The following is a 21138-nucleotide window of genomic DNA, read 5'->3' as shown; positions in this document are numbered from 1 at the left end:
TGTCGTGCATTGCTCAGCGGCCGTCCGGTTGGCCGCCCAGCAGACCGGCGGAACGTGCCCACCGGTACTTGGCGCCGAGCACCGCGACCGGCTTCTCCGTGGTGTACGGATAGGCGACGATCCCGTGCCGGTACAGGTGCTCGCTGGCCTCCTCGACCTCGACGTCCCCGGCGAGTGAGGCGACCACCGGCTTGTGGATGCCCTTGGCCCGGAACTCCTCGACCACGTCGACGACCAGCTCGGCGAAGACCATCGGCGGGGTGACGATGGTGTGCCAGTAGCCGAGGATCAGCGAATGGATGCGGGGGTCGGACAGGCCGAGCGCGATGGTGTTGCGGTAGGTGGACGGCGGCTCGCCGCCGGTGATGTCCACCGGGTTGCCGGCCGCGCCGAACGGCGGGATGAACGCGCGGAACGCCTCGTCCAGGTCCGGCGGGATCTCCATCAGGGTGAGCTTGTTGTCCACGCAGGCGTCCGAGAGCAGTACTCCCGAGCCGCCGGCGCCGGTGATGATGACGACGTTCTCGCCCTGCGGGGTGGGCAGCAGCGGGATGCCGCGGGCGTACTCCAGCAGGTCGTTGAGGCCGGGGGCCCGGATCACGCCGTTGGAGCGCAGGATGTCGTCGTAGACCTTGTCGTTGCCGGCCAGCGCCCCGGTGTGTGAGCTGGCCGCCTTCGCGCCCTGGTCGGTGCGGCCCGCCTTGAGCACCACCACCGGCTTGGTCTTGGAGACCCGGCGGGCGGTGTCGGCGAACGAGCGGCCGTCCTTGAGGTCCTCCAGGTGCATGGCGATGAGCTGGGTGTTCGGGTCACTCTCGAAGAACGTCAGCAGGTCGTCCTCGTCGATGTCGGCCTTGTTGCCCACCCCGACGATCGCGGAGACGCCCATCCGGGCGGCCCGGCTGAAGCCGAGGATCGCCATCCCGATGCCGCCGCTCTGCGAGGAGAGCGCCACCCCGCCCTTGACGTCGTACGGGGTGCAGAACGTCGCCGAGAGGTTCTCCGGGGTGTAGTAGTAGCCGTAGATGTTCGGCCCGAGGATGCGTACCCCGTATTCGCGGGCCACCTTGACCACCTCGGCCTGCAACTCGTGGTTGCCGGTCTCGCCGAAGCCGGACGGGATCAGGATCGCCCCGGCCACCCCCTTGGCGCCGACCTCGGCCAGCGCCTGCGGCACGAACTTGGCCGGGATGGCGAAGACCGCCACGTCGACCGGACCGGGCACGTCGGAGATGCTCTTGAACGCCTTGCGGTCCAGGATCTCGCTGGCCTTCGGGTTGATCGGGTAGATCTCGCCCTGGTAGCCGCCGTTGACCAGGTTCTTCATCACCGAGTTGCCGATCTTGCCGGCCTCGGCGGAGGCGCCGATCACCGCGACCGAGGCCGGCCGCATGATCCGGTTCATGCTGGCCAGGATCTCCTCGTCGGTGAACCGCTCCGGCTGGGTCGCGGCGGCCGGGTCGACCAGGATCCGCACGTCCACCGCGGTCGCCCCGGCGGCGGTGGCCAGCACCGGGTTGAGGTCCACCTCGGCCAGCTCCGGGAAGTCGGTGACCAGGTTCGACAGCCGGACGATCAGGTCGGCCAGCACCTCCCGGTTGGCCGGCTCGGCACCGCGTACGCCGCGCAGGATCTCGGCCGCGGCGATCCCGTCGATCATCGACAGCGCGGTCGCGGTGTCGGTCGGGGCGAGCCGGAACTGGACGTCCTTGAGCACCTCGACCAGTACGCCGCCGAGCCCGAACGCGACCACCTTGCCGAAGGTCGGGTCGGTGACCGTACCGACGATGACCTCGTGGCCGGAGTCGAGCTGCTGCTGCACCTGCACCCCGACGATCTTGGCATCCGCCTTGTACGCCCGCGCGTTGCCGAGGATCGTGTCGTACCCGGAAGCCACCTCCTCGGCGGTGCGCAGCCCGACCAGCACGCCGCCGGCCTCGGTCTTGTGCAGGATGTCCGGCGAAACGATCTTGAGTACCACCGGCAGGCCGATCCGCTCGGCCAGCGCCACCGCCTCGTCGGCGCTGCCGGCCAGGCCCTCACCCGGGGTGGCGATCCCGTACGCCTCGACCACCAACCGCCCCTCCGGAGCGGTCAGCGAACTCCGGCCCTCCGCAGCGGCCTGGTCCAGCACCCGCCGCACTGCCTCGCGGTCGTAGCTGCTGTCGTTGGATGGCATTACGTCGTCTCCTTCAGGAACGCCGGTGCCGGCGGGGCCGGCGGCCGGGGAACGTGCGGGTTCTGGTCGGACGGGACCGGTGGTGGCGGTGCGGTGCCGGACGCCGCCGGCGCGGCGCCCGGCCGCTCAGACGGCGCCGGCGGCACGCAGCTCGCCGACCTGCTCCTCGGTGTAGCCCAGCTCGCCGAGTACCTGGAGGGTGTGCTCACCGAGCAGCGGCGAGCGCTCCACCTCGACGTGCGAGTCGGAGAGCTTGATCGGGTTGCCGACGGTCTTGTACGCCCCCCGGGCGGGGTGCGCGACCTCGACCACCGAGCCGAGTTCGGCGAGGGTCTCGTCCTCGATCAGCTCCCTGGTCGACATGATCGGCCCGCACGGGATGTTGTACGCGTTGAGCTTCTCCATAACCTCCTGCTTGGTGTGCCGCTCGGTCCACTCCTCGATCAGCGCGAACGCCTTGTCGAGTTTGTTGAGGCGCACCTGCGGCGTGCTCCAGGCGGGGTCGTCGGCCAGTTCGGGCTTGCCGATCAGCTCGCAGATCGGCTTCCAGCCCACCGGCTGGATGATCACGTAGATGTAGTCGTTGGGCCCACCGGGCGCACACCGCACCGCCCAGCCGGGCTGTCCGCCGCCGGAGGCGTTGCCGGAGCGCGGCACCTCGTCGCCGAAGGTCTCGTTCGGGTACTCCCCCAGTGGGCCGTGCGCGAGCCGCTGCTGGTCGCGCAGCTTGACCCGGCAGAGGTTGAGCACCGCGTCCTGCATGGCGACCTGCACCCGCTGGCCCCGCCCGGTGCGGGTGCGCTGGTAGAGCGCGGCGAGGATGCCGGCGACCAGGTGGATGCCGGTGCCGGAGTCGCCGATCTGCGCTCCGGTGGCGGTCGGCGGCCCGTCCTCGAATCCGGTGGTGCTCATCGCCCCGCCCATCGCCTGGGCGATCACCTCGTACGCCTTGAAGTTGGCGTAGCGGCCCGGCCCGAAGCCCTTGATCGAGGCGTAGACCAGGCCAGGGTTGATCTCCTGTAGCCGCTCCCAGGGGAAGCCGAACCGCTCCACCACGCCGGGGCCGAAGTTCTCCACCAGGATGTCCACTCCGGACACCAGCCGGGTGAAGACCTCCTTGCCCTGCTCGTGCTTCATGTTCAGGGTGATGCTGCGCTTGTTGCCGTTCAGCATGGTGAAGTAGAGGCTGTCCACGTCCGGGATGTCGCGTAGCTGGGTCCGGGTGATGTCACCCTGGCCCGGTGCCTCCAACTTGATCACGTCCGCGCCCAGCCACGCCAGGATCTGCGTGGACGAGGGGCCGGACTGTACGTGCGTCATGTCGAGGACCCGTACGCCCTCCAGTGCCTTACCCATGCCAACCTCCTGTGCGCGCCCCGCCGTGCACTGCCTGCCGTGGAGCTGAACCTCGGTTGCCCTGCCGTTCGCGGTTGCCGTGGACCGGTTGCCCGGTCCGCCCCCACCTCGGGATTGCATACCGTATGGGGTAGGCAATATCGTGGCGCATGTAACAGCGGAGTGTCTAGGGGGTAGCGGGACGTTTTCCGCCGAAGCCAGCGAGGCCAGGCGGTACGGTCCCCGCTCGTCGACCCGGGCCAGAGCCCGGTTCCGCTGCCCAGCACCCCATCGCCGGTCCGATCTCCACGTCCGGTCCGATCGCCACTCCCCTGTCTCTCCGCCCGCCCGTCCGGGAACGGCCCACGCATCGGGCGGAGGCAACCCACCGAAGGTCGAGAAGAAGGGAGGCCCGGTGGACCTGTTGGAGCACCAGGCACAGGAACTCTTCGCCAAGCACGGCGTACCGGTCAGCCGCAACCGCGTCGCCAGTACGCCCGACGAGGCCCACGCGGCCGCCGCCGAGATCGGCGGACGCGTGGTGGTCAAGGCCCAGGTCAAGACCGGCGGCCGGGGCAAGGCCGGCGGGGTCAAACTGGCCGACGGACCGGACGCCGCCCGGGACGTCGCCACCAAGATCCTCGGCATGGACATCAAGGGCCACACCGTGCACCGGGTGCTGGTCACCGAGGCCAGCGACATCGCCGACGAGTACTACGTGTCGTTCCTGCTCGACCGCTCCAACCGGTCGTTCCTGGCCCTCGTCTCCGCGCAGGGCGGCGTCGAGATCGAGCAGGTGGCGGCCGAGAACCCGGAGGCGCTGGCCCGGACCTGGGTGGACCCGGCCGGCGGCTTCGACCTGGACAGCGCGCGCCGGCTGGCCGCCGCCGCCGGCCTGCCCGACGAGGTACGCGAGGACGTGGCCCGGGTACTCGTCCGGCTCTGGAACGTGTTCCGGTCCGAGGACGCCACCCTGGTCGAGATCAACCCGCTGGCCCGGCTGGCCGACGGCAGCGTACGGGCCCTGGACGGCAAGGTGACGCTGGACGACAACGCCCGGTTCCGCCAGCCGGGGCACCCGCAGTACGTCGACGTCAGCGCCACCGACCCGCTGGAGGTCAGGGCGGCCGAGAAGGACCTCAACTACGTCAAGCTGGACGGCTCGGTCGGAGTGATCGGAAACGGCGCCGGTCTGGTGATGAGCACCCTCGACGTGGTCGCCTACGCCGGCGAGCAGTACGGCGGGGTCAAGCCGGCCAACTTCCTCGACATCGGCGGCGGCGCCTCCGCCGAGGTGATGGCGAACGGACTGGAGATCATCCTCGGCGACCCCGACGTACGCAGCGTCTTCGTCAACGTCTTCGGCGGGATCACCGCCTGCGACGCGGTCGCCGACGGCATCGTCGCGGCGGTCGGGCTGCTCACCGCCCGGGGCGAGACGATCACCAAACCGCTGGTCGTCCGGCTCGACGGCAACAACGCCGCGCAGGGGCGGCGGATCCTCACCGAGGCGGCGCTTCCGGGCGTACGGCTGGTGGACACGATGGACGGTGCGGCGCGGCTCGCCGCCGAACTCGCCGGCAAGGGGGCGTGACAGCCATGGCAATCTTCCTCACCGAGAAGAGCAGGGTGCTGGTCCAGGGCATCACCGGTACCGAGGGCACCAAGCACACCCGCCGGATGGTCGCGGCCGGCACCAACATCGTCGCCGGGGTCACCCCGGGCAAGGGCGGCCGGGACGTCGACGGCATCCCGGTCTTCGACACCTGCGCCGAAGCGGTCAAGGCGACCGGTGCGGACGTGACGGTGGTCTTCGTACCGCCCCGGTTCGCCAAGGCGGCCGTGGTGGAGGCGGTCGACGCCGGCCTCGGCCTGGCCGTGGTGCTCACCGAGGGCATCCCGGTGCACGACACCGCCGAGTTCTGGGCGTATGCCCGGGCCACCGGCAACCGGACCCGGATCATCGGGCCGAACTGCCCCGGACTGATCAGTCCCGGTCAGTCCAACGCCGGCATCATCCCGGCCGACATCACCAAGCGGGGCCGGATCGGCCTGGTCAGCAAGTCCGGCACCCTGACCTACCAGATGATGTACGAGCTGCGCGACTTCGGCTTCTCCACCTGCGTCGGCATCGGCGGCGACCCGATCGTCGGCACCACGCACATCGACTGCCTCCAGGCGTTCGAGGACGATCCCGAGACCGAGGCGATCGTGATGATCGGCGAGATCGGCGGGGACGCGGAGGAGCGTGCGGCGGCGTACATCGCCGCGCACGTCAGCAAGCCGGTGGTGGGCTACGTCGCCGGTTTCACCGCCCCGGAGGGCAAGACGATGGGGCACGCCGGGGCGATCGTCTCCGGCTCGTCCGGCACGGCACTGGCCAAGCAGGAGGCGCTGGAGGCGGTCGGGGTCAGGGTCGGCCGGACGCCGTCCGAGACCGCCGCACTGATGCGCGAGACGTTGCTGGCGCGCTGATCCGCGAGGCGTTACCGCTGCGCCGAGCCGCGAGGCGTTATTGATGCGCCGACCGTCGGCGGAGAGGCCGGGTGCCGGGTCGGACGGACGCGACCGGCACCCGGCGACCGCCGTACCCGAAGGTCGGCGCCGGTCCGGGCGGAGTCCGAACCTCCGCCCGGACCTCTCGCACGTCCCGGCCCTGGTTTCCGCTGCCGGCGGCGATCGGGTGTTCGCCCGCGCTCGGTTGCCGAGTCGGAGGCACCGGCCCCGGCTGGCGGCCGCGGGCACGACGAAGCCGCCGCGGCCGGACGGCCGCGGCGGGCTGATCGGGGTCAGGCCGACAGGGTGGTCGGAGCCCGCCGGGTCAGCCGGTGCGCTCCGGCGTAGACGTTCATCGAGCTGCCGCGGAGGAAACCGACCAGGGTGAGCCCGGCATCGGAGGCCAGGTCGGCGGCGAGCGAGGAGGGCGCGGAGACCGCGGCCAGCGCCGGGATGCCGGCCATCACCGCCTTCTGCACCAGCTCGAACGAGGCCCGCCCGCTGACCATCAGCACGGTGCCGCGCAGCGGCACCCGGCCGTTGCGCAGCGCCCAGCCGACGACCTTGTCCACCGCGTTGTGCCGGCCGACGTCCTCACGCAGGCAGTGCAGCCGCCCGTCGGCGGAGAAGAGCGCCGCCGCGTGCAGCCCGCCGGTGCGGTCGAAGACCCGCTGCGCGGCCCGCAGGGTGTCCGGCAGCGTGCTGACCACCTCGGGGTCGAGCCGCATCGGATCGTCGGCCACCGACCAGGCCGCGATGGTACGCACCGCGTCCAGGCTGGCCTTGCCGCAGAGTCCGCAGGACGAGGTGGTGTAGAAGTTGCGCTCCAGCGACGGGTCCGGTGGCGCCACCCCGGCCGCCAGTACCACGTCGACCACGTTGTAGGTGTTGACCCCGTCGGCGGTGGCGCCCGCGCAGTAGCGGATCCCGGCGATCTCACCGGCGGCGCGTACCACGCCCTCGCTGACCAGGAAGCCGGCCGCCAGGTCGAAGTCGTCGCCCGGGGTCCGCATCGTCACCACCAGGGACCGCCCGTTCACCCTGATCTCCAGCGGCTCCTCGGCCGCCAGCGTGTCCACCGGCTCGCTGACCACACCGTCGACGATCCGGACCAGCCGACGTCGACTCGTCACCCGTCCCATTCCGCCCCACCCCGATCCTCGCTCGGTCTCACCCGCCCGGTCGACCCCGTTCCACGGTAGGGCCGACCGGGCCTCGCCCGCACTAGAGCCGGTCCGCGCGAAGCGGCGACGGCAGCCGGACCACCGCCAGTCCGGGCTGGCGCATCCAGCGGGTCAGCGCCGCGCCGAACAGGCCCAGCGAACCGGCCACCAGGAACGGGACCACCGAGTCCGGAGTGGTCACCACCAGCCCGGCGAGCACGATCCCGAGCAGCCCGCCGACGGCCTTGCCGGTGTAGACGATGCCGTAGTTCGGCACCGTGGCGGCGTCACCGAACCAGTCCCGCACCAGGCTGACCAGCAGCGAGTAGCCGGCTCCGGTGCCCGCACCGGCCAGCGCGGCGAAACCCACCACCGCGGCCGGATGGTTGTCGTTGGCCGCCGCCGCGAGCAGGCCGAACTGGGCGATCCCGCCGACCAGCAGGGAGAGGCCGAGAGTGCCGCGCCGGCCGATCCGGTCGGAGAGCGAACTGGTCACCGCCCGCCCGATGCCGTTCGACACGGCCAGCGCGCCGATCCCGGCCACCAGGGTCAGCGCCGGCAACCCCTGGGTGTACGCGGCACCGGCCAGGTACGCGATGTCGAACAGCGCCATCGTCGCGGTGAGTACCACCACCACGAACATCAACGGCAGCATGCCGCTGCGTACCGCCGCGCGGGGCGGGTAGGGCCGGGCCGCCGGGCGGTTGTGCGGGATGCTGCGGTTGAGCCGCCGGTCGACCGCCCAGCGCTGCGGGTCGATGTGTGCCGGCCACCAGTTGCGCGGCGGCTTGCGCATCAGCACGCCGCAGCCGGCCACCACGGCGAAGACCGCAGCCGCGGTACCGGTCAGCACGGCCGACCGGTTGCCGGCGTCCAGGCCGTAGCCGGCGAGGACGACGAACGGGATCGACCCGTAGCCGAACGCGGCGCTCACCACCGCCACCCGGCCGGCGATCCGCTCCGGGAACCACTCGGTGACACAGGCGATGCAGGTCATGTAGACGAGTCCGGCGCCGACGCCGCCGAGCACCGAGTAGCCGAGCAGCACGGTGCCGAGGTCGGCGCGGTGCGCCAGGGTGAGCAGGGCGGCGAGGCAGCAGGCGGCGCCGACGAGCATCGGTACGGCCAGCCGCCCGCCCAGCCGTTGGTACCACCACCCGGCCAGGGGCGAGCTGGCCGCCTGGCAGACCACCCAGAGGCCGAGGACGCCGAACGCCTGCCACAGGCTCCAGCCGTTCGCGTCGAGCAGGGTGGGCAGGGCGGCGCCGTAGCCGTACTGGAACAGGCTGATCGCCAGCATCGCGGCCCAGGGCAGCAGCAGCATCCACGCCCGGGACCGGCCCAGCAGGGCTCGGTCGGTCTCGCCGACCCGGTAGCGGCGGCCGTAGAGGTCGCTGATCTCGCGCACCGCCGTGTCGTTGCTGGAGTCCGTCATCTGGTGCCTCCAACTGGCCACTGTATACTGTATGTTGAGTGCACTATTCTCTACCACCGACGGGCGACTGTCCAGGTCGATCCACGGGCGAGCGGATCGGCTGGCCGGGTTATCCGAGGTCATGACGTCGACGGCGCAGCGAGGAGATGGGCATGAGCGTGCTGGACGAGTGGACCCGACAGGCCATCGAGGAACTCGGTCTCGACCCGGACGTGCTGGACCAGCGGCTGGTGCTGGACGTCGCCCGGGACGTGGCGCACGGCGTGACCCGGCCGGCCGCACCGCTCGGCACCTTCCTGCTCGGCGTGATGGTGGGCCGGGGCGCGACCCTGCCCGAGGCGGCGGACCGACTGACCCGGCTCGCCGAGGGGTGGCAACGGCGGGACGCCGGACGATGAGCGCCGTCGCCTGGCCCGAGGCCCGGCGGTACGCCCGGGACGCCGCCCGCCCGCTCGGCCCGGTCCCTCGGCCGCTGCCCGACGCCGTCGGCTCCGCCCTGGCGGTCCCGCTGGTCGCCCTCTCCCCGCTGCCGGCGTACCACTCCGCCGCGATGGACGGGTACGCGGTGGCCGGTCCCGGCCCGTGGCAGCTCACCGGGCGGGTACTGGCCGGGGATCCCGGTGTCCCGGCACCGCTGACCGACGGAGACGCCGTCGAGATCGGCACCGGGGCCGTGGTGCCGGCCGGCGCCGACGCGGTGCTGCCCTACGAGCGGGCCACCCGCACCGGCCGGACGGTGCACGGCGAGATCGAGCCCGGCCGGCACGTACGCCGCCGGGGCGAGGACTGCCCGGTCGGCCAGGAGGTGCTGCCCGCCGGTACCGTCGTCAACCCGGTCGTACTCGGGCTGGCCGCGAGCCTCGGGCACGACACGCTGACCGTGCACCGGCGACCCCGGGTCGGCATGGTGGTCACCGGAGCCGAGCTGCGTACCGCCGGCATCCCGACGGCGGGACAGGTCCGGGACGCCATCGGGCCGATGCTGCCGGGGCTGGTCCGGGCCGCCGGAGCCGAGCTGGCCTGGTCCACCCGGATCGCCGACGACGCGTCCGCGCTGGTCGCCGCGTTGCTGCGCTCCGACGCCGACGTGCTGGTGGTCTGCGGAGCCACCTCGGCCGGCGCCGCCGACCACCTGCGTCGGGCCCTGGACACGCTCGCCGCCGAGGTGCCGGTACGCGGCGTCGCCTGCCGGCCGGGACACCCGCAACTGCTGGCCAGCCTGCCGGACGGCCGGTTCGTGGTCGGCCTGCCCGGCAACCCCTATGCGGCCCTGGTCGCCGCGCTGACCCTGCTCTCCCCGTTGCTCGGCCGGCTGGCCGGGCGTACCGAACCGGCGGCCCTGACCGCGACGCTGGCCGGGCCGGTGGCACCGCACGACCGGGACACCCGGTTGGTGCCGGTGGCCCGGGTCGGCTCGGCGGCGCTGCCGGTCGGGCACGACCGCCCCGGTTCGCTCTGGGGCGCCGCCGGGGCGGACGCGCTCGCGGTCGTGCCGCCGGGCTGGGCCGGCGCCGAGGTCGAACTGCTCCCGCTGCCCGCCGCCGAGACCGCGCTCCCGCTGCCGGCAGTGGCCCCCTGGCGCCCGGGCGTTGCCGCCGCGCCAACCGGACCGGCTCAGCGATCCGGCGAGATCGCCAGCGTGTCGGCGGCACCGTAGTAGCCATCAATCCTTGACGACTCGGCAGAAAGATCGTTAGCGTCTCGGCTGACAGCGGACATCCTATGTCCGGTTCTCCCGAGAGGGGCGCATATGTCAGCAAGGACGAACCGCAGGAGCCGGCTCAGCCAACCCGCGATCGCCACCGGTTGCGCCGTACTGGTGGCAACGTTGACCGGCGCGAGCGCGCCGTCGGTCGCCGCAGACCGAACCCCGGCCGGCAACACCGCCCGCTGTGAGGTCTCCATACCCTTCACGTCCGGCACCGAGGGATACAACGGCTTCCGGATCCCGGCGATCGTGACGACACGCTCCGGCGCCCTGCTCGCCTTCGCCGAGGGGCGACTCAGCTCGCTCGGCGACGCCGGCAACATCGATCTCGTACTGAAGCGGTCGACCGACGGCGGCTGCACCTGGGGACCACTACAGGTGGTGCACGACAGCGGCACCAACACCGCGGGCAACCCGGCCCCCGTGCTCACCGCGACCGGACGGGTGGTTCTGCTGACGACGTACAACGGCGGCGAGGCGTCGGAGGCCGAGATCATGCGCGGCGAGGTCCCGGCCGAGCAGAGCCGGCGGGTCTTCGTCCAGTACAGCGACGACGAGGGCGCCCGATGGTCGGCGCCGCGCGAGATCACCGCGCAGACCAAGGCCGCGAACTGGCGCTGGTACGCCACGGGACCGGGCCACGCCGTCCGGTTGACCCGTGGACCGCACCGGGACCGGCTGGTCGTGCCCGCCAACCACTCCATCGCGCCGCCGGCCGGCTCACCCGACCTCGGCACCGAGGCCAAGTACTACGGCGGACACGCGCTCTACAGCGACGACGGTGGTGAGAGCTGGCGGATCGGATTCGTCGACGACAACCCGGACGGCTATCTCAACGTCAACGAGAGCACTGCCGCCGAACTCCCCGACGGCCGGCTCTACCTCAACACCCGCGAGCACAACGGCACCGCGCCGGGCAACCGGGCCGACGCCTACAGCCGTGACGGCGGCCAGAGCCTGGAACTGCCGTACCGTCCACAGGCGACCCTCGTCGGACCGGTGGTGCAGGCGAGCGTACTCCAGTTGTCCGGGGCGAACGCGCCGCTGCTGTTCTCCGGCCCCGCCGAACCGGCGGCCCGGGCCGCGCTGACGCTGCGGGTGAGCACCGACCACGGCGTTACCTGGCGGCCGGCGCTCGCCCTGTCCGGTCTCCCGGCCGGCTATTCGGACCTGGTCCAACTCGATGCCAGGACCGTTGGCGTGCTCTACGAGACGGGCAACTTCGGCCCGTACGAGACGATCACCTTCCGGCGGATAGCGACCCGCCAGCTCTGAGGGCGCGGCACCAGCCGGCGCGACCGCCCGGGCTCTGCACAGTCGGACGAGCCGCGGGTCGCCCGCGGGCGCTCGGCTCGGCGAAGCTTCCGGAAGACGGCGACACCCGGGCGGTCCGCCTCAGCGACGGCGGGGCGGGCCGGCCGGGTCCAGCCAGTCGGCGGCCAGCCTCGCCGCGACCTTCCCGACCAGCTCGGCGGCCCGGTCGAGGCAGGCCGCCGGGTCCGGTTCGAGGTCGGTGAGCGGATACGCCGCCCGGATCCCGGCGTCCCGCAATTCGTCCGGTCCGACGCTGACCCGACCGGCGACCGCCACCGTCGGTACACCGGCCCGACCGGCCGCCCTGGCCACCCCGACCGGCGCCTTGCCGTGCAGGCTCTGGAGGTCCAGCGATCCCTCGCCGGTGACCACCAGGTCCGCCCCGGCCACCGCCTCCGGAAAGCCCAGCAGCTCAAGCAGCAGCTCGATGCCGGGCCGGAACCGCGCCCCGAGGAAGCCGAGCGCGGCGAAGCCCACCCCGCCGGCCGCGCCAGCGCCCGGCCAGGCGCTGACCGGCTGCCCCGGGCAGCCATCCGTACCGATCAGCTCCACGTCCCGTACTGCCGCCTCGGCCAGCCCGGCCCAGCGAGTCAGGCCGGCCTCCAACAGCAGTACGTCGTCGGCGGTCGCGCCCTTCTGCGGGCCGTAGACGGCGGCGGCGCCGTTCGGGCCGAGCAGCGGGTTGTCCACGTCGCCGGCCACCACGAAGCGGGTACGCCGGACCGCCGGATGCAGCCCGGTCAGGTCCACCCGGTGCAGCCGGCGCAGCGCCGCACCACCGGGCGGCAACTCGGCGCCCCGCTCGTCGAGCAGGCGTACGCCGAGCGCACCGACCAGCCCTGCCCCGCCGTCGGTACTGGCGCTGCCGCCCAGCCCGAGCACCACCTCCGGGCAGCCGTACTCCAGCACCGCCCGGATCACCTCACCGGCACCGCGACTGCTCGCGTGCAGCGGATCGGGTACCCCGGCCGGCAGCCGGCGCAGCCCGCAGGCGTCGGCCAGCTCGACCACCGCCACGCCGTCGGCGTACCCGAAGGCGGTGTGTACCGGGATCCCGGTCGGACCGGCGACGGAGACCGGGATCCGGCGGAAGCCGGCCGAGACCGCCGCGTCGAGAGTGCCGTCGCCGCCGTCGGCGACCGGGAAGCCGCGTACCTCGATGCCGGGGGCGGCCCGGTGCAGCCCGGCGGTCAGGTGCCGGACGACCTCGGCGGCGGTCAGCGAGCCCTTGAACTTGTCCGGTGCCAGCAGTACGTGCCCCATCGGCGCGACGGCCCGGCCGGGTCAGCCGGCCGACCGGCCGGAGAGCTGCTCGACCAGTTTGAGCAGGGCGCTGTGGTCGAGGCCGCCGTCGCCCTGTGCCTTGAGCGCGGCGATGAGCTGGGCGACAGCCGCGCCGAGCGGGATCACCACGCCGGCCTCCCGGGCCGCCGAGGTGACGATGCCCATGTCCTTGTGGTGCAGGTCGATCCGGAAGCCGGGCTGGAACTGCCGGGCCAGCATCCCGGCCGCCTTGCGATCGAGGATCCGGTTGCCGGCCAGGCCGCCGGCCAACACCTTGACCGCCGCCTCGGTGTCCACCCCGTACGCCTCGAGGAAGACGATCGCCTCGGCGACCAGCTCGATGGTGCCGGCGACGATGAGCTGGTTGGCCGCCTTCACGGTCTGACCGGCACCGGCCGGGCCGACGTGCACGACGGTGCCGCCCAGCACCTCCAGGATCGGCCGGGCCGCCGCGAAGTCCTCCGGCTCGCCGCCGACCATGATAGAGAGGGTGCCCTCGATCGCGCCCGCCTCGCCGCCGCTGACCGGGGCGTCCAGCACCCGCACGGAGCGGGTCCGGGCGGCCTCGGCGACCTGCCGGGAGGTGCCCGGCGAGATGCTGCTCATGTCGACGTAGAGCTGGCCGGGGCGGGCGTTGGAAAGGATGCCGGAGTCGCCGAGGGCGACCGCCTCGACGTCGGCCGAGTCGCGGACCATCGTGATCACCACGTCGACCTGCTGCACCAGTTCGCCGACGCCGGTGGCGACCTTGCCACCGGCCTGCTCCAGGGCGGCGTTGCGGGCCGGGCTGACGTCGTAGCCGACGACGTCGTGACCGGCCTTGATCAGGTTGACGGCCATCGGGCCGCCCATGATGCCGAGGCCGATGAAACCAATGCTGGTCATCTCAGCGATCCCCTTCGTTGGTCTGGTCGGCGCCGCCACCCCGGCGGTGCCGGGGCAGCCACTCGAAGCTCTCCGCGCTCGGCCCGCTGGGCAGGTATTCCAGGCCGATCCAGCCGCGGTAGCCGGCCCGTTCGAGCTGGTCGAGATGACCGTCGAGGTCGATCTCGCCGGTGCCCGGCTCGTGCCGCCCGGGCGCGTCGGCGATCTGCACGTGCCCGATCCGGTCGGCATGCTCGGCGAGCACTTTCGGCACGTCGTCGCCGTTGACGGTGAGGTGGTAGAGGTCGGCCAGGAAGGCCAGGTTGCGGATGTCGCGCTCGACCAGCAACTGGTCGAGCACCGCGACCGCGTCGGCGGCGGTACGCAGCGGATAGGGCTGCGGGCCGCTGACCGCCTCGACCAGTACGGTGCCGCCGATCCGGGCCACCGCGGCGGCGGCGAAGGCCAGGTTGGCCACCGCCGCCTCCTCCTGGGTGCCGGGGTGCACCTCGGGGATCCGGTTGCCGTAGAGGGCGTTGAACGACCGGCAGCCGGTGGCGGTGCCGATCATCGCGACCAGTTCGACGTTCTCCCGGAACTCGGCGGACCGGGCCGGCCAGGAGACGACTCCCCGGTCACCACCGGGCATGTCCCCGGCGAAGAAGTTCAGCCCCACCAGTTGGACGTCGGCGTCGTGCAGGGCGGCGAGGAACGCCTCCACCTGGGAGGCCGGGGGCACCGCCTCGGCGAACGGCCACCAGAACTCGACGGCGTCGAATCCGGCCGCCTTCGCCGCCGCCGGCCGCTCCAGCAGCGGCAGCTCGGTGAAGAGGATCGAGCAGTTCACGTCGTAGCGGAGCTGGTGTCCGGGCACGGACCCTCCCTGGCGGCTCGGCGACCCTGCTATTACCTACAGAATTCTGTATGCAGTATGGAAGCGAGTCAAGGCATACTCCCCTGCCGCAGGGTGTTTGTCGACCACCCCCGTAGCCCTCCGCTGTCGTTGCGGCCTGTGGCGGCTCAGTCCGCCCGGCTGGTCCGCCTCGCGAGGTCGAGGAACGCCTGCCAGCCCGACGTCCCGAAGACCAGCATGCCTCCGTCGCGGTCCTTGCTGTCCCGCACCAACACTCGGCCGGAAAGGTTGTCGGCCACCTCGACGCAGGATCCGGTATCGCTGTGTGACGACTTGTGCCAGTTCGGGGTGGTGTTCACGTCCACTTCTCGACCGCCCTCATGATCAACTCTAGGCTCTGGTTGCTGGGTAGAGCGTAGTCCCGGATCGCTTCCCAGACGCTCTCAAGATCCGTCACGGCGTCCGGGCTCTCGACGACGCGACCCTCCAGGTGCCCTTCCAGGAAGCCGACCGATCGACCGTCCACGGTCGCGATGGCCAGCGCGCCGTCCATCCCCACGTAGGCGCCGGCCTCGAACGGGACGACCTGCACCCGCACGTGGGGACGATCACACGCCGCCATCAGGGCTTTCAACTGGTCGCGCATGACGTCCGCGTCCCCGACCCGACGGTGCAGAACCCCTTCGTCCAGTACCGCTACCAATTGGCAGGGGTCCGGCCGACGATGCAAAATCTCCTGTCGACCGAGCCGGGTCGCCAGCATGTCGTCCACGGTGTCCGGCTGGAAGCGGTAGCCCGTCAGGACCGCCTGCGCGTACGCCTCGGTTTGGAGGATGCCCGGCACCAGCAGTGGGTGATAGACCCCGAGCAGGCTCGCTTGGCCCTCCTGCTCGATGAAGGGTCGATACCACACCGGGACGAGTTCCCGCTTCACGAACATCCGGTAGAACTTCACGAAGGCGGTCCCGAAGGCGCGATCGACCGCTGCCAGATAGTCCGGGAGAGCTGGCCGCTCGCCTCGCTCCACGGCACCTACGTGCTTCGCGGAGAAGTGGATCCGGTCTCCCCACGCCTCTTGGGTCAGGCCGAGAAGTTCCCGGGTCCGGCGAAGGTCATCTACCAGATACTCGCTCGCAGACATAGGCGTTCACATCCCCCAGATCTCTTCCATCCTGATGGTCATTTCCATCGGCTACCCGTGACCATCCAGCATCTTCCGTCAACCAGGGACGACGGTCCAGCGCAGATTAGACAGAGAACGCCATAAGCCGCCCATCGATATGAGAGAAAACGGTTCAGGTTGAAGAGATTCGATAAAAGTGGACTCCAAACAGGTCGTGGCCCCGCGCGACGCGCGGGGCCACGAGGTGAACGCTCGGTGGGCGGGGCCGTCAGCCGGTCAGCAGCCGGGCGGCGGCCAGGGCGAGCGGGTCGAGCGCCTCGGGCTCGGCCTCGGCCCGGAGCCGCAACTCGGCCCGCATCCGCGGATCCCAGAACGCCCGGATGTGTTCGGCGATCGCCGCCGCCGCCTGCTCCGCCGGCTGGTGGTGGAACTGCACGGCGATCTCGTTGGCGAGCCTGACCTGTGGCGACATCCCGGTGTGCGTCGTCATCTCAGTCCGCCATCGCCGGCAGCCGGGTCTCCGACTCGGTCGCCTCGACCGGTGCCGGCGGGTTCTTCAGGCCCACCTGCACGGCCGTGACCTTGTATTCCGGGCAGTTGGTCGCCCAGTCGGAGTTCTCCGTGGTGACCACGTTCGCCCCGGTCACCGGGTGGTGGAAGGTCGTGTAGACCACCCCGACCGGCATCCGGTCGGAGAAGACCGCCCGCAGCGAGGTGGCGCCGACCCGGCTGGCCAGGGTGACCTCGTCACCGTCGTTGATGCCCCGGACCTCCGCATCGTGCGGATGGATTTCGAGTACGTCCTCCGGGTGCCACGCCACGTTCCCGGTCCGCCGGGTCTGCGCCCCCACGTTGTACTGGCTGAGGATCCGCCCGGTGGTCAGGATCAGCGGGAACTTGCGGGTGCTCCGTTCCCGGGTCGGCACGAACGGCGTCTGCACGAACCGGCCCTTGCCCCGGACGAAGCCGTCCATGTGCATGATCGGCGTGCCCTCGGGGGCGTTGTCGTTGCAGGGCCACTGCACGCTGCCCAGCTTGTCGAGCTTGTCGAAGGAGACCCCGGCGAAGGTCGGGGTGAGCGCGGCGATCTCGTCCATGATCTGGCTCGGGTGGTCGTACCGCATCGGGTACCCCATCGCCTGGGCGATCTCGGCGACGATCTCCCACTCGTGCTTGCCGGTCTTCGGCGCCATCACCGGGCGTACCCGGTTGATCCGGCGCTCGGCGTTGGTGAACGTGCCGTCCTTCTCCAGGAAGGAGGTGCCGGGCAGGAAGACGTGCGCGAACTTCGCCGTCTCGTTGAGGAACAGGTCCTGCACCACGAGCAGTTCCAGCGCCTCCAGCGCGGCGGTGACGTGCTTGGTGTTCGGGTCGGACTGCGCGATGTCCTCGCCCTGCACGAAGAGCGCCCGGAAGCTGCCCTCGATCGCCGCGTCGAACATGTTCGGGATCCGCAGCCCGGGCTCGGGCAGCAGGGTACTCCCCCACATGTTCTCGAAGACGCCGCGGACCACGTCGTCGGAGATGTGCCGGTAGCCGGGCAGCTCGTGCGGGAAGGACCCCATGTCGCAGGAGCCCTGCACGTTGTTCTGCCCGCGCAGCGGGTTGACCCCGACGCCCTCCCGGCCGATGTTGCCGGTCGCCATCGCCAGGTTGGCCATTCCCATCACCATGGTCGAGCCCTGGCTGTGCTCGGTGACGCCGAGGCCGTAGTAGATCGCCCCGTTCCCGCCGGTGGCGTAGAGCCGGGCCGCGGCGCGCAGCTCCTCGGCCGGTACCCCGGTCAGTTCCTCGACCGCCTCCGGGCTGTTCTCCGGCCGGGCGATGAACTCGGCCCAGCCGTCGAAGTCCTCGCAGCGCTCGTCGACGAAGGTGCGGTCGACCAGTCCCTCGGTCAGCACCACGTGCGCCATCGCGTTCACCACCGCCACGTTGGTGCCGGGGGCGAGCTGGAGGTGGTGGGCCGCCTCGATGTGCGGGGAGCGGACCAGATCGATCCGACGCGGGTCGATCACGATCAGTTTGGCGCCCTCGCGCAGCCGGCGCTTCATCCGGGAGGCGAAGACCGGGTGCCCGTCGGTCGGGTTCGCCCCGATCACCATGATCACATCGGACTTGGCCACCGAGCGGAAGTCCTGGGTACCGGCGGAGGTGCCGAAGGTCTGCTTCAGGCCGTACCCGGTCGGCGAGTGGCAGACCCGGGCGCAGGTGTCCACGTTGTTGTTGCCGAACGCGGCCCGGATCATCTTCTGCACCACGTAGACCTCCTCGTTGGTGGTACGCGAGGAGGTGATGCCGCCGATCGCCCCGACACCGTGCCGGGCCTGGATGTCCTTGAGCTTGGCCGCGGTGTAGGAGATCGCGGTCTCCCAGTCGACCGGCCGCCACTCGTCGGTGATGCTCTCCCGGAGCATCGGGGTGAGCACCCGGTCCGGGTGCGTGGCGTAGCCGAACGCGAACCGGCCCTTGACGCAGGAGTGCCCCTCGTTCGCCCCGCCGTCCTTGTAGGGCACCATCCGGACCAGCTCGGCACCGCGCAACTCGGCCTTGAACGAGCAGCCCACGCCGCAGTACGCGCAGGTGGTGACCACGCTGCGGGTCGGCATGCCGAGCTGCACCACCGACTTCTCCTGGAGCGTCGCCGTGGGGCAGGCCTGCACGCAGGCGCCGCAGGAGACGCACTCGGAACTCATGAAGTCGGTGCCGCCGGCCGACACCTTGGAGCCGAAGCCCCGCCCCTCGATGGTCAGCGCGAACGTCCCCTGCACCTCACCGCAGGCCCGGACGCAGCGGGAGCAGGCGATGCACTTGGACGCCTCGAAGTCGAAGTACGGGTTGCTGGAGTCGGTCTTCTCGTCCAGGTGGTTGGCGCCGTCGTAGCCGTACCGGACCTGGCGCAGCCCGACCACGCCGGACATGTCCTGCAACTCGCAGTCGCCATTGGCCGAGCAGGTGAGGCAGTCCAGCGGGTGGTCGGAGATGTACAGCTCCATCACGCCCTGGCGGAGCTTCTCCAGCTTCGGCGACTGGGTGGTCACCTTCATGCCCTGGGCGACCGGGGTGGTGCAGGACGCCGGGGTGCCGCGCCGGCCGTCGATCTCCACCAGGCAGAGCCGGCAGGAGCCGAACGCCTCCAGGCTGTCGGTGGCGCAGAGCTTGGGGATGTCGATCCCGCTCAGCGCCGCTGCCCGCATCACCGAGGTGCCCTCGGGAACGGCGACGGGGTGGCCGTCCACCTCGACGGTGACGGTCGCCGGGCCGGGCTTGGCCGGAGTACCGAGATCGGGTTCCTTCAAAAGGCTCACGGTTTGGCCTCCTCGTATCGGCCGGCGGACTTCTCACCCCTCGCGGTGAAGTCGTCCGGGAAGTGCAGCAGTGCGCTGCGTACCGGCATCGGTGTCAGGCCGCCCATCGCGCACAGCGACCCCTCGGTCATCAGCTCGCAGAGATCACCCAGCAGGGCCAGGTTGCCGTCCGGGTCCTGGCCGGCGGTGATCTTGTCGATCACCTCGACGCCCCGGACCGCGCCCACCCGGCAGGGGGTGCACTTGCCGCAGGACTCCTCGGCGCAGAACTCCATCGCGAATCTCGCCATCGCCGCCATGTCGACGGTGTCGTCGAAGACCACGATGCCACCGTGGCCGAGCATCGCGCCGGCCGCGGCGAAGGCCTCGTACTCCATCGGCAGGTCCAGGCCGGTCCCCGGCAGGTACGCCCCGAGCGGGCCGCCGACCTGGACGGCGCGGACCGGCCGGCCGGTGCGGGTGCCCCCGCCGTAGGTGTGGATCAGCTCGCCCAGTGTCATGCCGAACGCGGTCTCGAAGATGCCGCCCCGGGCCACGTTGCCGGCCAACTGGAAGACCTGGGTGCCCCGGGACCGCTCCACCCCGAGCGCCTGGTAGGCCGCCGCCCCCTCGGCCAGGATGGTCGGCACCGAGGCCAGGGTCAGCACGTTGTTCACCACGGTCGGCTTGCCGAACAGGCCGGTGATCGCCGGGATCGGCGGCTTGGCCCGGACCATGCCGCGCTTGCCCTCCAGGCTCTCCAGCATCGCGGTCTCCTCGCCGCAGATGTACGCACCCGCGCCCACCCGGACGTGCAGGTCGAAGCGGAGCCCGGAGCCGAGGATGTCGCCGCCGAGCCAGCCCTGCTCCCGGGCCACCGCGATGGCCTGGCGCATCGTCCGCACCGCGTCCGGATATTCCGAGCGGATGTAGACGTAGCCCTCGGTGGCGCCGACCGCGTGCGCGGCGATGGTCATCCCCTCGATCAGGGTGAACGGGTCGCCCTCCATCAGCATCCGGTCGGCGAAGGTGCCACTGTCGCCCTCGTCGGCGTTGCAGCAGACGAACTTCAGCTCGCCGGGAGTGTCCAGCACGGTCTTCCACTTGATCCCGGCCGGGAAGCCGGCACCGCCCCGGCCGCGCAGCCCGGACTCGGTGACCTGGGCGACCACCTCGGCCGGGGTCAGTTCCAGGGCACGGCGCAGCCCGGCCAGGCCGCCGTGCGCGACGAAGTCGGACGGGGAGAGCGGGTCGGTGACCCCGACCCGGGCGAAGCAGAGCCGGGTCTGGTCGCGCAACCAGGGCAGTTCGGCGACGACGCCCTGGCACAGCTCGTGGTCGGCGCCGTCGAGCAACCCGGCCGCGACCAGGTCGGCGACCGCCTCCGGCTCGACCGGGCCGTACCCGATCCGGCCGCGCCCGGTGACCACCTCGACCAGCGGTTCCAGCCAGAGCATGCCGTGCGAGCCGTTCCGGACCACCCGGACCGGCCGGCCCGCCTGGGCCGCGACCCGCTCGATCTCGGCGGCGACCAGGTCGGCGCCGACCGAGAGCGCGGCCGAGTCGCGGGGTACGTAGACCGTAACCGGGGCCGTCATGCGTCCACCGCCTTCGTCACCAGGGCGTCCAGCCGGGCGGGGGTGAGCCGCCCGTGCACCCGTTCGTCGATCTGACCGGCCGGGCCGAGCGCGCAGTTGCCCAGGCAGAACACCTGCTCCAGGGTGACCGAACCGTCCGATGTGGTCTGCCCGACCTTGACGCCCAGGGTCCGCTCCGCGTACGCCACGAGCTGTTCGGCACCGACCGACTGGCAGGCCTCGGCCCGGCAGAGCTTGACCACCGTCCGCCCGGCCGGCTCGGCCCGGAAGTCGGTGTAGAAGGTGACCACGCCGTGCACGTCGGCGCGGGAGATGTTCAACTCGCTGGCCAGCACCGGCACGACGTCGGAGTCGACGTAGCCGAACTCGGCCTGGATCCGGTGCAGGATCGGCAACAGCGCACCGCGGTCACCACGATGCGCGGCGACCAGCGCGCGCACCCGATCCGTCACCGAGGGGTCCGGACTGGCCACGGCGATCCCACCTCCACTCGTGCCGACTG

18 protein-coding genes are annotated in these 21138 nt (G+C 71.6%); 5 read left to right on the top strand and 13 right to left on the bottom strand.

Translation table 11 applies throughout. The features are described from left to right. Positions 1–13: 13 nt before the first annotated feature. Positions 14–2179, bottom strand: coding sequence for an acetate--CoA ligase family protein (locus AAH979_RS03940; protein ID WP_346256615.1), 2166 nt, complete (start codon positions 2177–2179; stop codon positions 14–16). Positions 2180–2305: 126 nt separating this feature from the next. Beyond that, on the bottom strand, positions 2306–3535 hold the full coding sequence (frc, locus tag AAH979_RS03935; protein ID WP_346256614.1) for a formyl-CoA transferase: 1230 nt from the start codon (positions 3533–3535) through the stop codon (positions 2306–2308). A 394-nt stretch (positions 3536–3929) separates the two neighbouring features. Here frc and sucC point away from each other — a divergent pair, with 394 nt between their 5' ends. After that, positions 3930–5108, top strand: a complete 1179-nt coding sequence (gene sucC / locus AAH979_RS03930) for an ADP-forming succinate--CoA ligase subunit beta (protein WP_346256613.1) — start codon at positions 3930–3932, stop codon at positions 5106–5108. Between the two features lie 5 nt (positions 5109–5113). After that, on the top strand, positions 5114–5989 hold the full coding sequence (gene sucD / locus AAH979_RS03925; protein ID WP_346256612.1) for a succinate--CoA ligase subunit alpha: 876 nt from the start codon (positions 5114–5116) through the stop codon (positions 5987–5989). Positions 5990–6303: 314 nt separating this feature from the next. Here the strand turns inward: sucD and fdhD are convergent, their stop codons facing one another. Both fdhD and AAH979_RS03915 read right to left on the bottom strand, forming a co-directional pair. Beyond that, positions 6304–7152 carry a formate dehydrogenase accessory sulfurtransferase FdhD gene (gene fdhD, locus AAH979_RS03920; protein WP_346256611.1) on the bottom strand — a complete coding sequence of 283 codons (849 nt, stop codon included), beginning with the start codon at positions 7150–7152 and terminating at the stop codon, positions 6304–6306. Between the two features lie 82 nt (positions 7153–7234). Beyond that, entirely contained in the window at positions 7235–8608 is a 1374-nt protein-coding gene (locus AAH979_RS03915) for an OFA family MFS transporter (protein ID WP_346256610.1), read from the bottom strand. A gap of 152 nt (positions 8609–8760) precedes the next feature. On the opposite strand from AAH979_RS03915, the gene AAH979_RS03910 reads away from it, so the two are divergent. The 3 genes from AAH979_RS03910 (at position 8761) to AAH979_RS03900 (ending at position 11591) form a co-directional block, all read left to right on the top strand. After that, entirely contained in the window at positions 8761–9006 is a 246-nt protein-coding gene (locus AAH979_RS03910; RefSeq protein WP_346256609.1) for a DUF6457 domain-containing protein, read from the top strand. After that, positions 9003–10265: a molybdopterin molybdotransferase MoeA gene (locus AAH979_RS03905; RefSeq protein WP_346256608.1), complete on the top strand. Its 1263-nt coding sequence runs from the start codon at positions 9003–9005 to the stop codon at positions 10263–10265. Before AAH979_RS03910 ends, AAH979_RS03905 begins: the two co-directional genes overlap by 4 nt. Before the next feature lie 93 nt (positions 10266–10358). Then, on the top strand, positions 10359–11591 hold the full coding sequence (locus AAH979_RS03900) for a sialidase family protein (protein WP_346256607.1): 1233 nt from the start codon (positions 10359–10361) through the stop codon (positions 11589–11591). A gap of 120 nt (positions 11592–11711) precedes the next feature. On the opposite strand, the gene AAH979_RS03895 is transcribed toward AAH979_RS03900, so the two are convergent. The 9 genes from AAH979_RS03895 to AAH979_RS03855 form a co-directional block, all read right to left on the bottom strand. After that, positions 11712–12893: a glycerate kinase gene (locus tag AAH979_RS03895; RefSeq protein WP_346256606.1), complete on the bottom strand. Its 1182-nt coding sequence runs from the start codon at positions 12891–12893 to the stop codon at positions 11712–11714. Positions 12894–12914: 21 nt separating this feature from the next. Beyond that, positions 12915–13799 (bottom strand): 2-hydroxy-3-oxopropionate reductase, encoded by an 885-nt coding sequence (locus AAH979_RS03890; protein ID WP_346256605.1) that lies wholly within the window; start codon positions 13797–13799, stop codon positions 12915–12917. A gap of 1 nt (position 13800) precedes the next feature. Further along, on the bottom strand, positions 13801–14652 hold the full coding sequence (locus tag AAH979_RS03885) for a TIM barrel protein (RefSeq protein WP_346256604.1): 852 nt from the start codon (positions 14650–14652) through the stop codon (positions 13801–13803). 146 nt (positions 14653–14798) lie between these two features. Beyond that, positions 14799–14996, bottom strand: a complete 198-nt coding sequence (locus AAH979_RS03880; RefSeq protein ID WP_346256603.1) for a DUF397 domain-containing protein — start codon at positions 14994–14996, stop codon at positions 14799–14801. Beyond that, the gene (locus AAH979_RS03875; protein WP_346256602.1) at positions 14987–15772 is read right to left on the bottom strand and encodes a helix-turn-helix transcriptional regulator; all 786 of its coding nucleotides are present in this window, start codon (positions 15770–15772) and stop codon (positions 14987–14989) included. The genes AAH979_RS03880 and AAH979_RS03875 overlap by 10 nt, the downstream gene beginning before the upstream one ends. A gap of 250 nt (positions 15773–16022) precedes the next feature. Next, the gene (locus tag AAH979_RS03870; RefSeq protein ID WP_346256601.1) at positions 16023–16244 is read right to left on the bottom strand and encodes a formate dehydrogenase subunit delta; all 222 of its coding nucleotides are present in this window, start codon (positions 16242–16244) and stop codon (positions 16023–16025) included. A 1-nt stretch (position 16245) separates the two neighbouring features. Continuing rightward, a complete protein-coding gene (gene fdhF / locus AAH979_RS03865) occupies positions 16246–19059 on the bottom strand; it encodes a formate dehydrogenase subunit alpha (protein WP_346256600.1) in 2814 nt (937 codons plus the stop codon). Next, positions 19056–20636 (bottom strand): NADH-quinone oxidoreductase subunit NuoF, encoded by a 1581-nt coding sequence (locus AAH979_RS03860; protein ID WP_346256599.1) that lies wholly within the window; start codon positions 20634–20636, stop codon positions 19056–19058. Before AAH979_RS03860 ends, fdhF begins: the two co-directional genes overlap by 4 nt. Beyond that, a complete protein-coding gene (locus tag AAH979_RS03855) occupies positions 20633–21109 on the bottom strand; it encodes a formate dehydrogenase subunit gamma (protein ID WP_318399196.1) in 477 nt (158 codons plus the stop codon). Before AAH979_RS03855 ends, AAH979_RS03860 begins: the two co-directional genes overlap by 4 nt. Positions 21110–21138: the final 29 nt, after the last annotated feature.

Origin of the sequence: Plantactinospora sp. ZYX-F-223 (genome assembly GCF_039649625.1) — a bacterium.
Lineage (GTDB): Bacteria > Actinomycetota > Actinomycetes > Mycobacteriales > Micromonosporaceae > Plantactinospora.
Note: the sequence above shows the minus strand (reverse complement) of the source record. Positions and strands in the feature narration are given on the sequence as shown.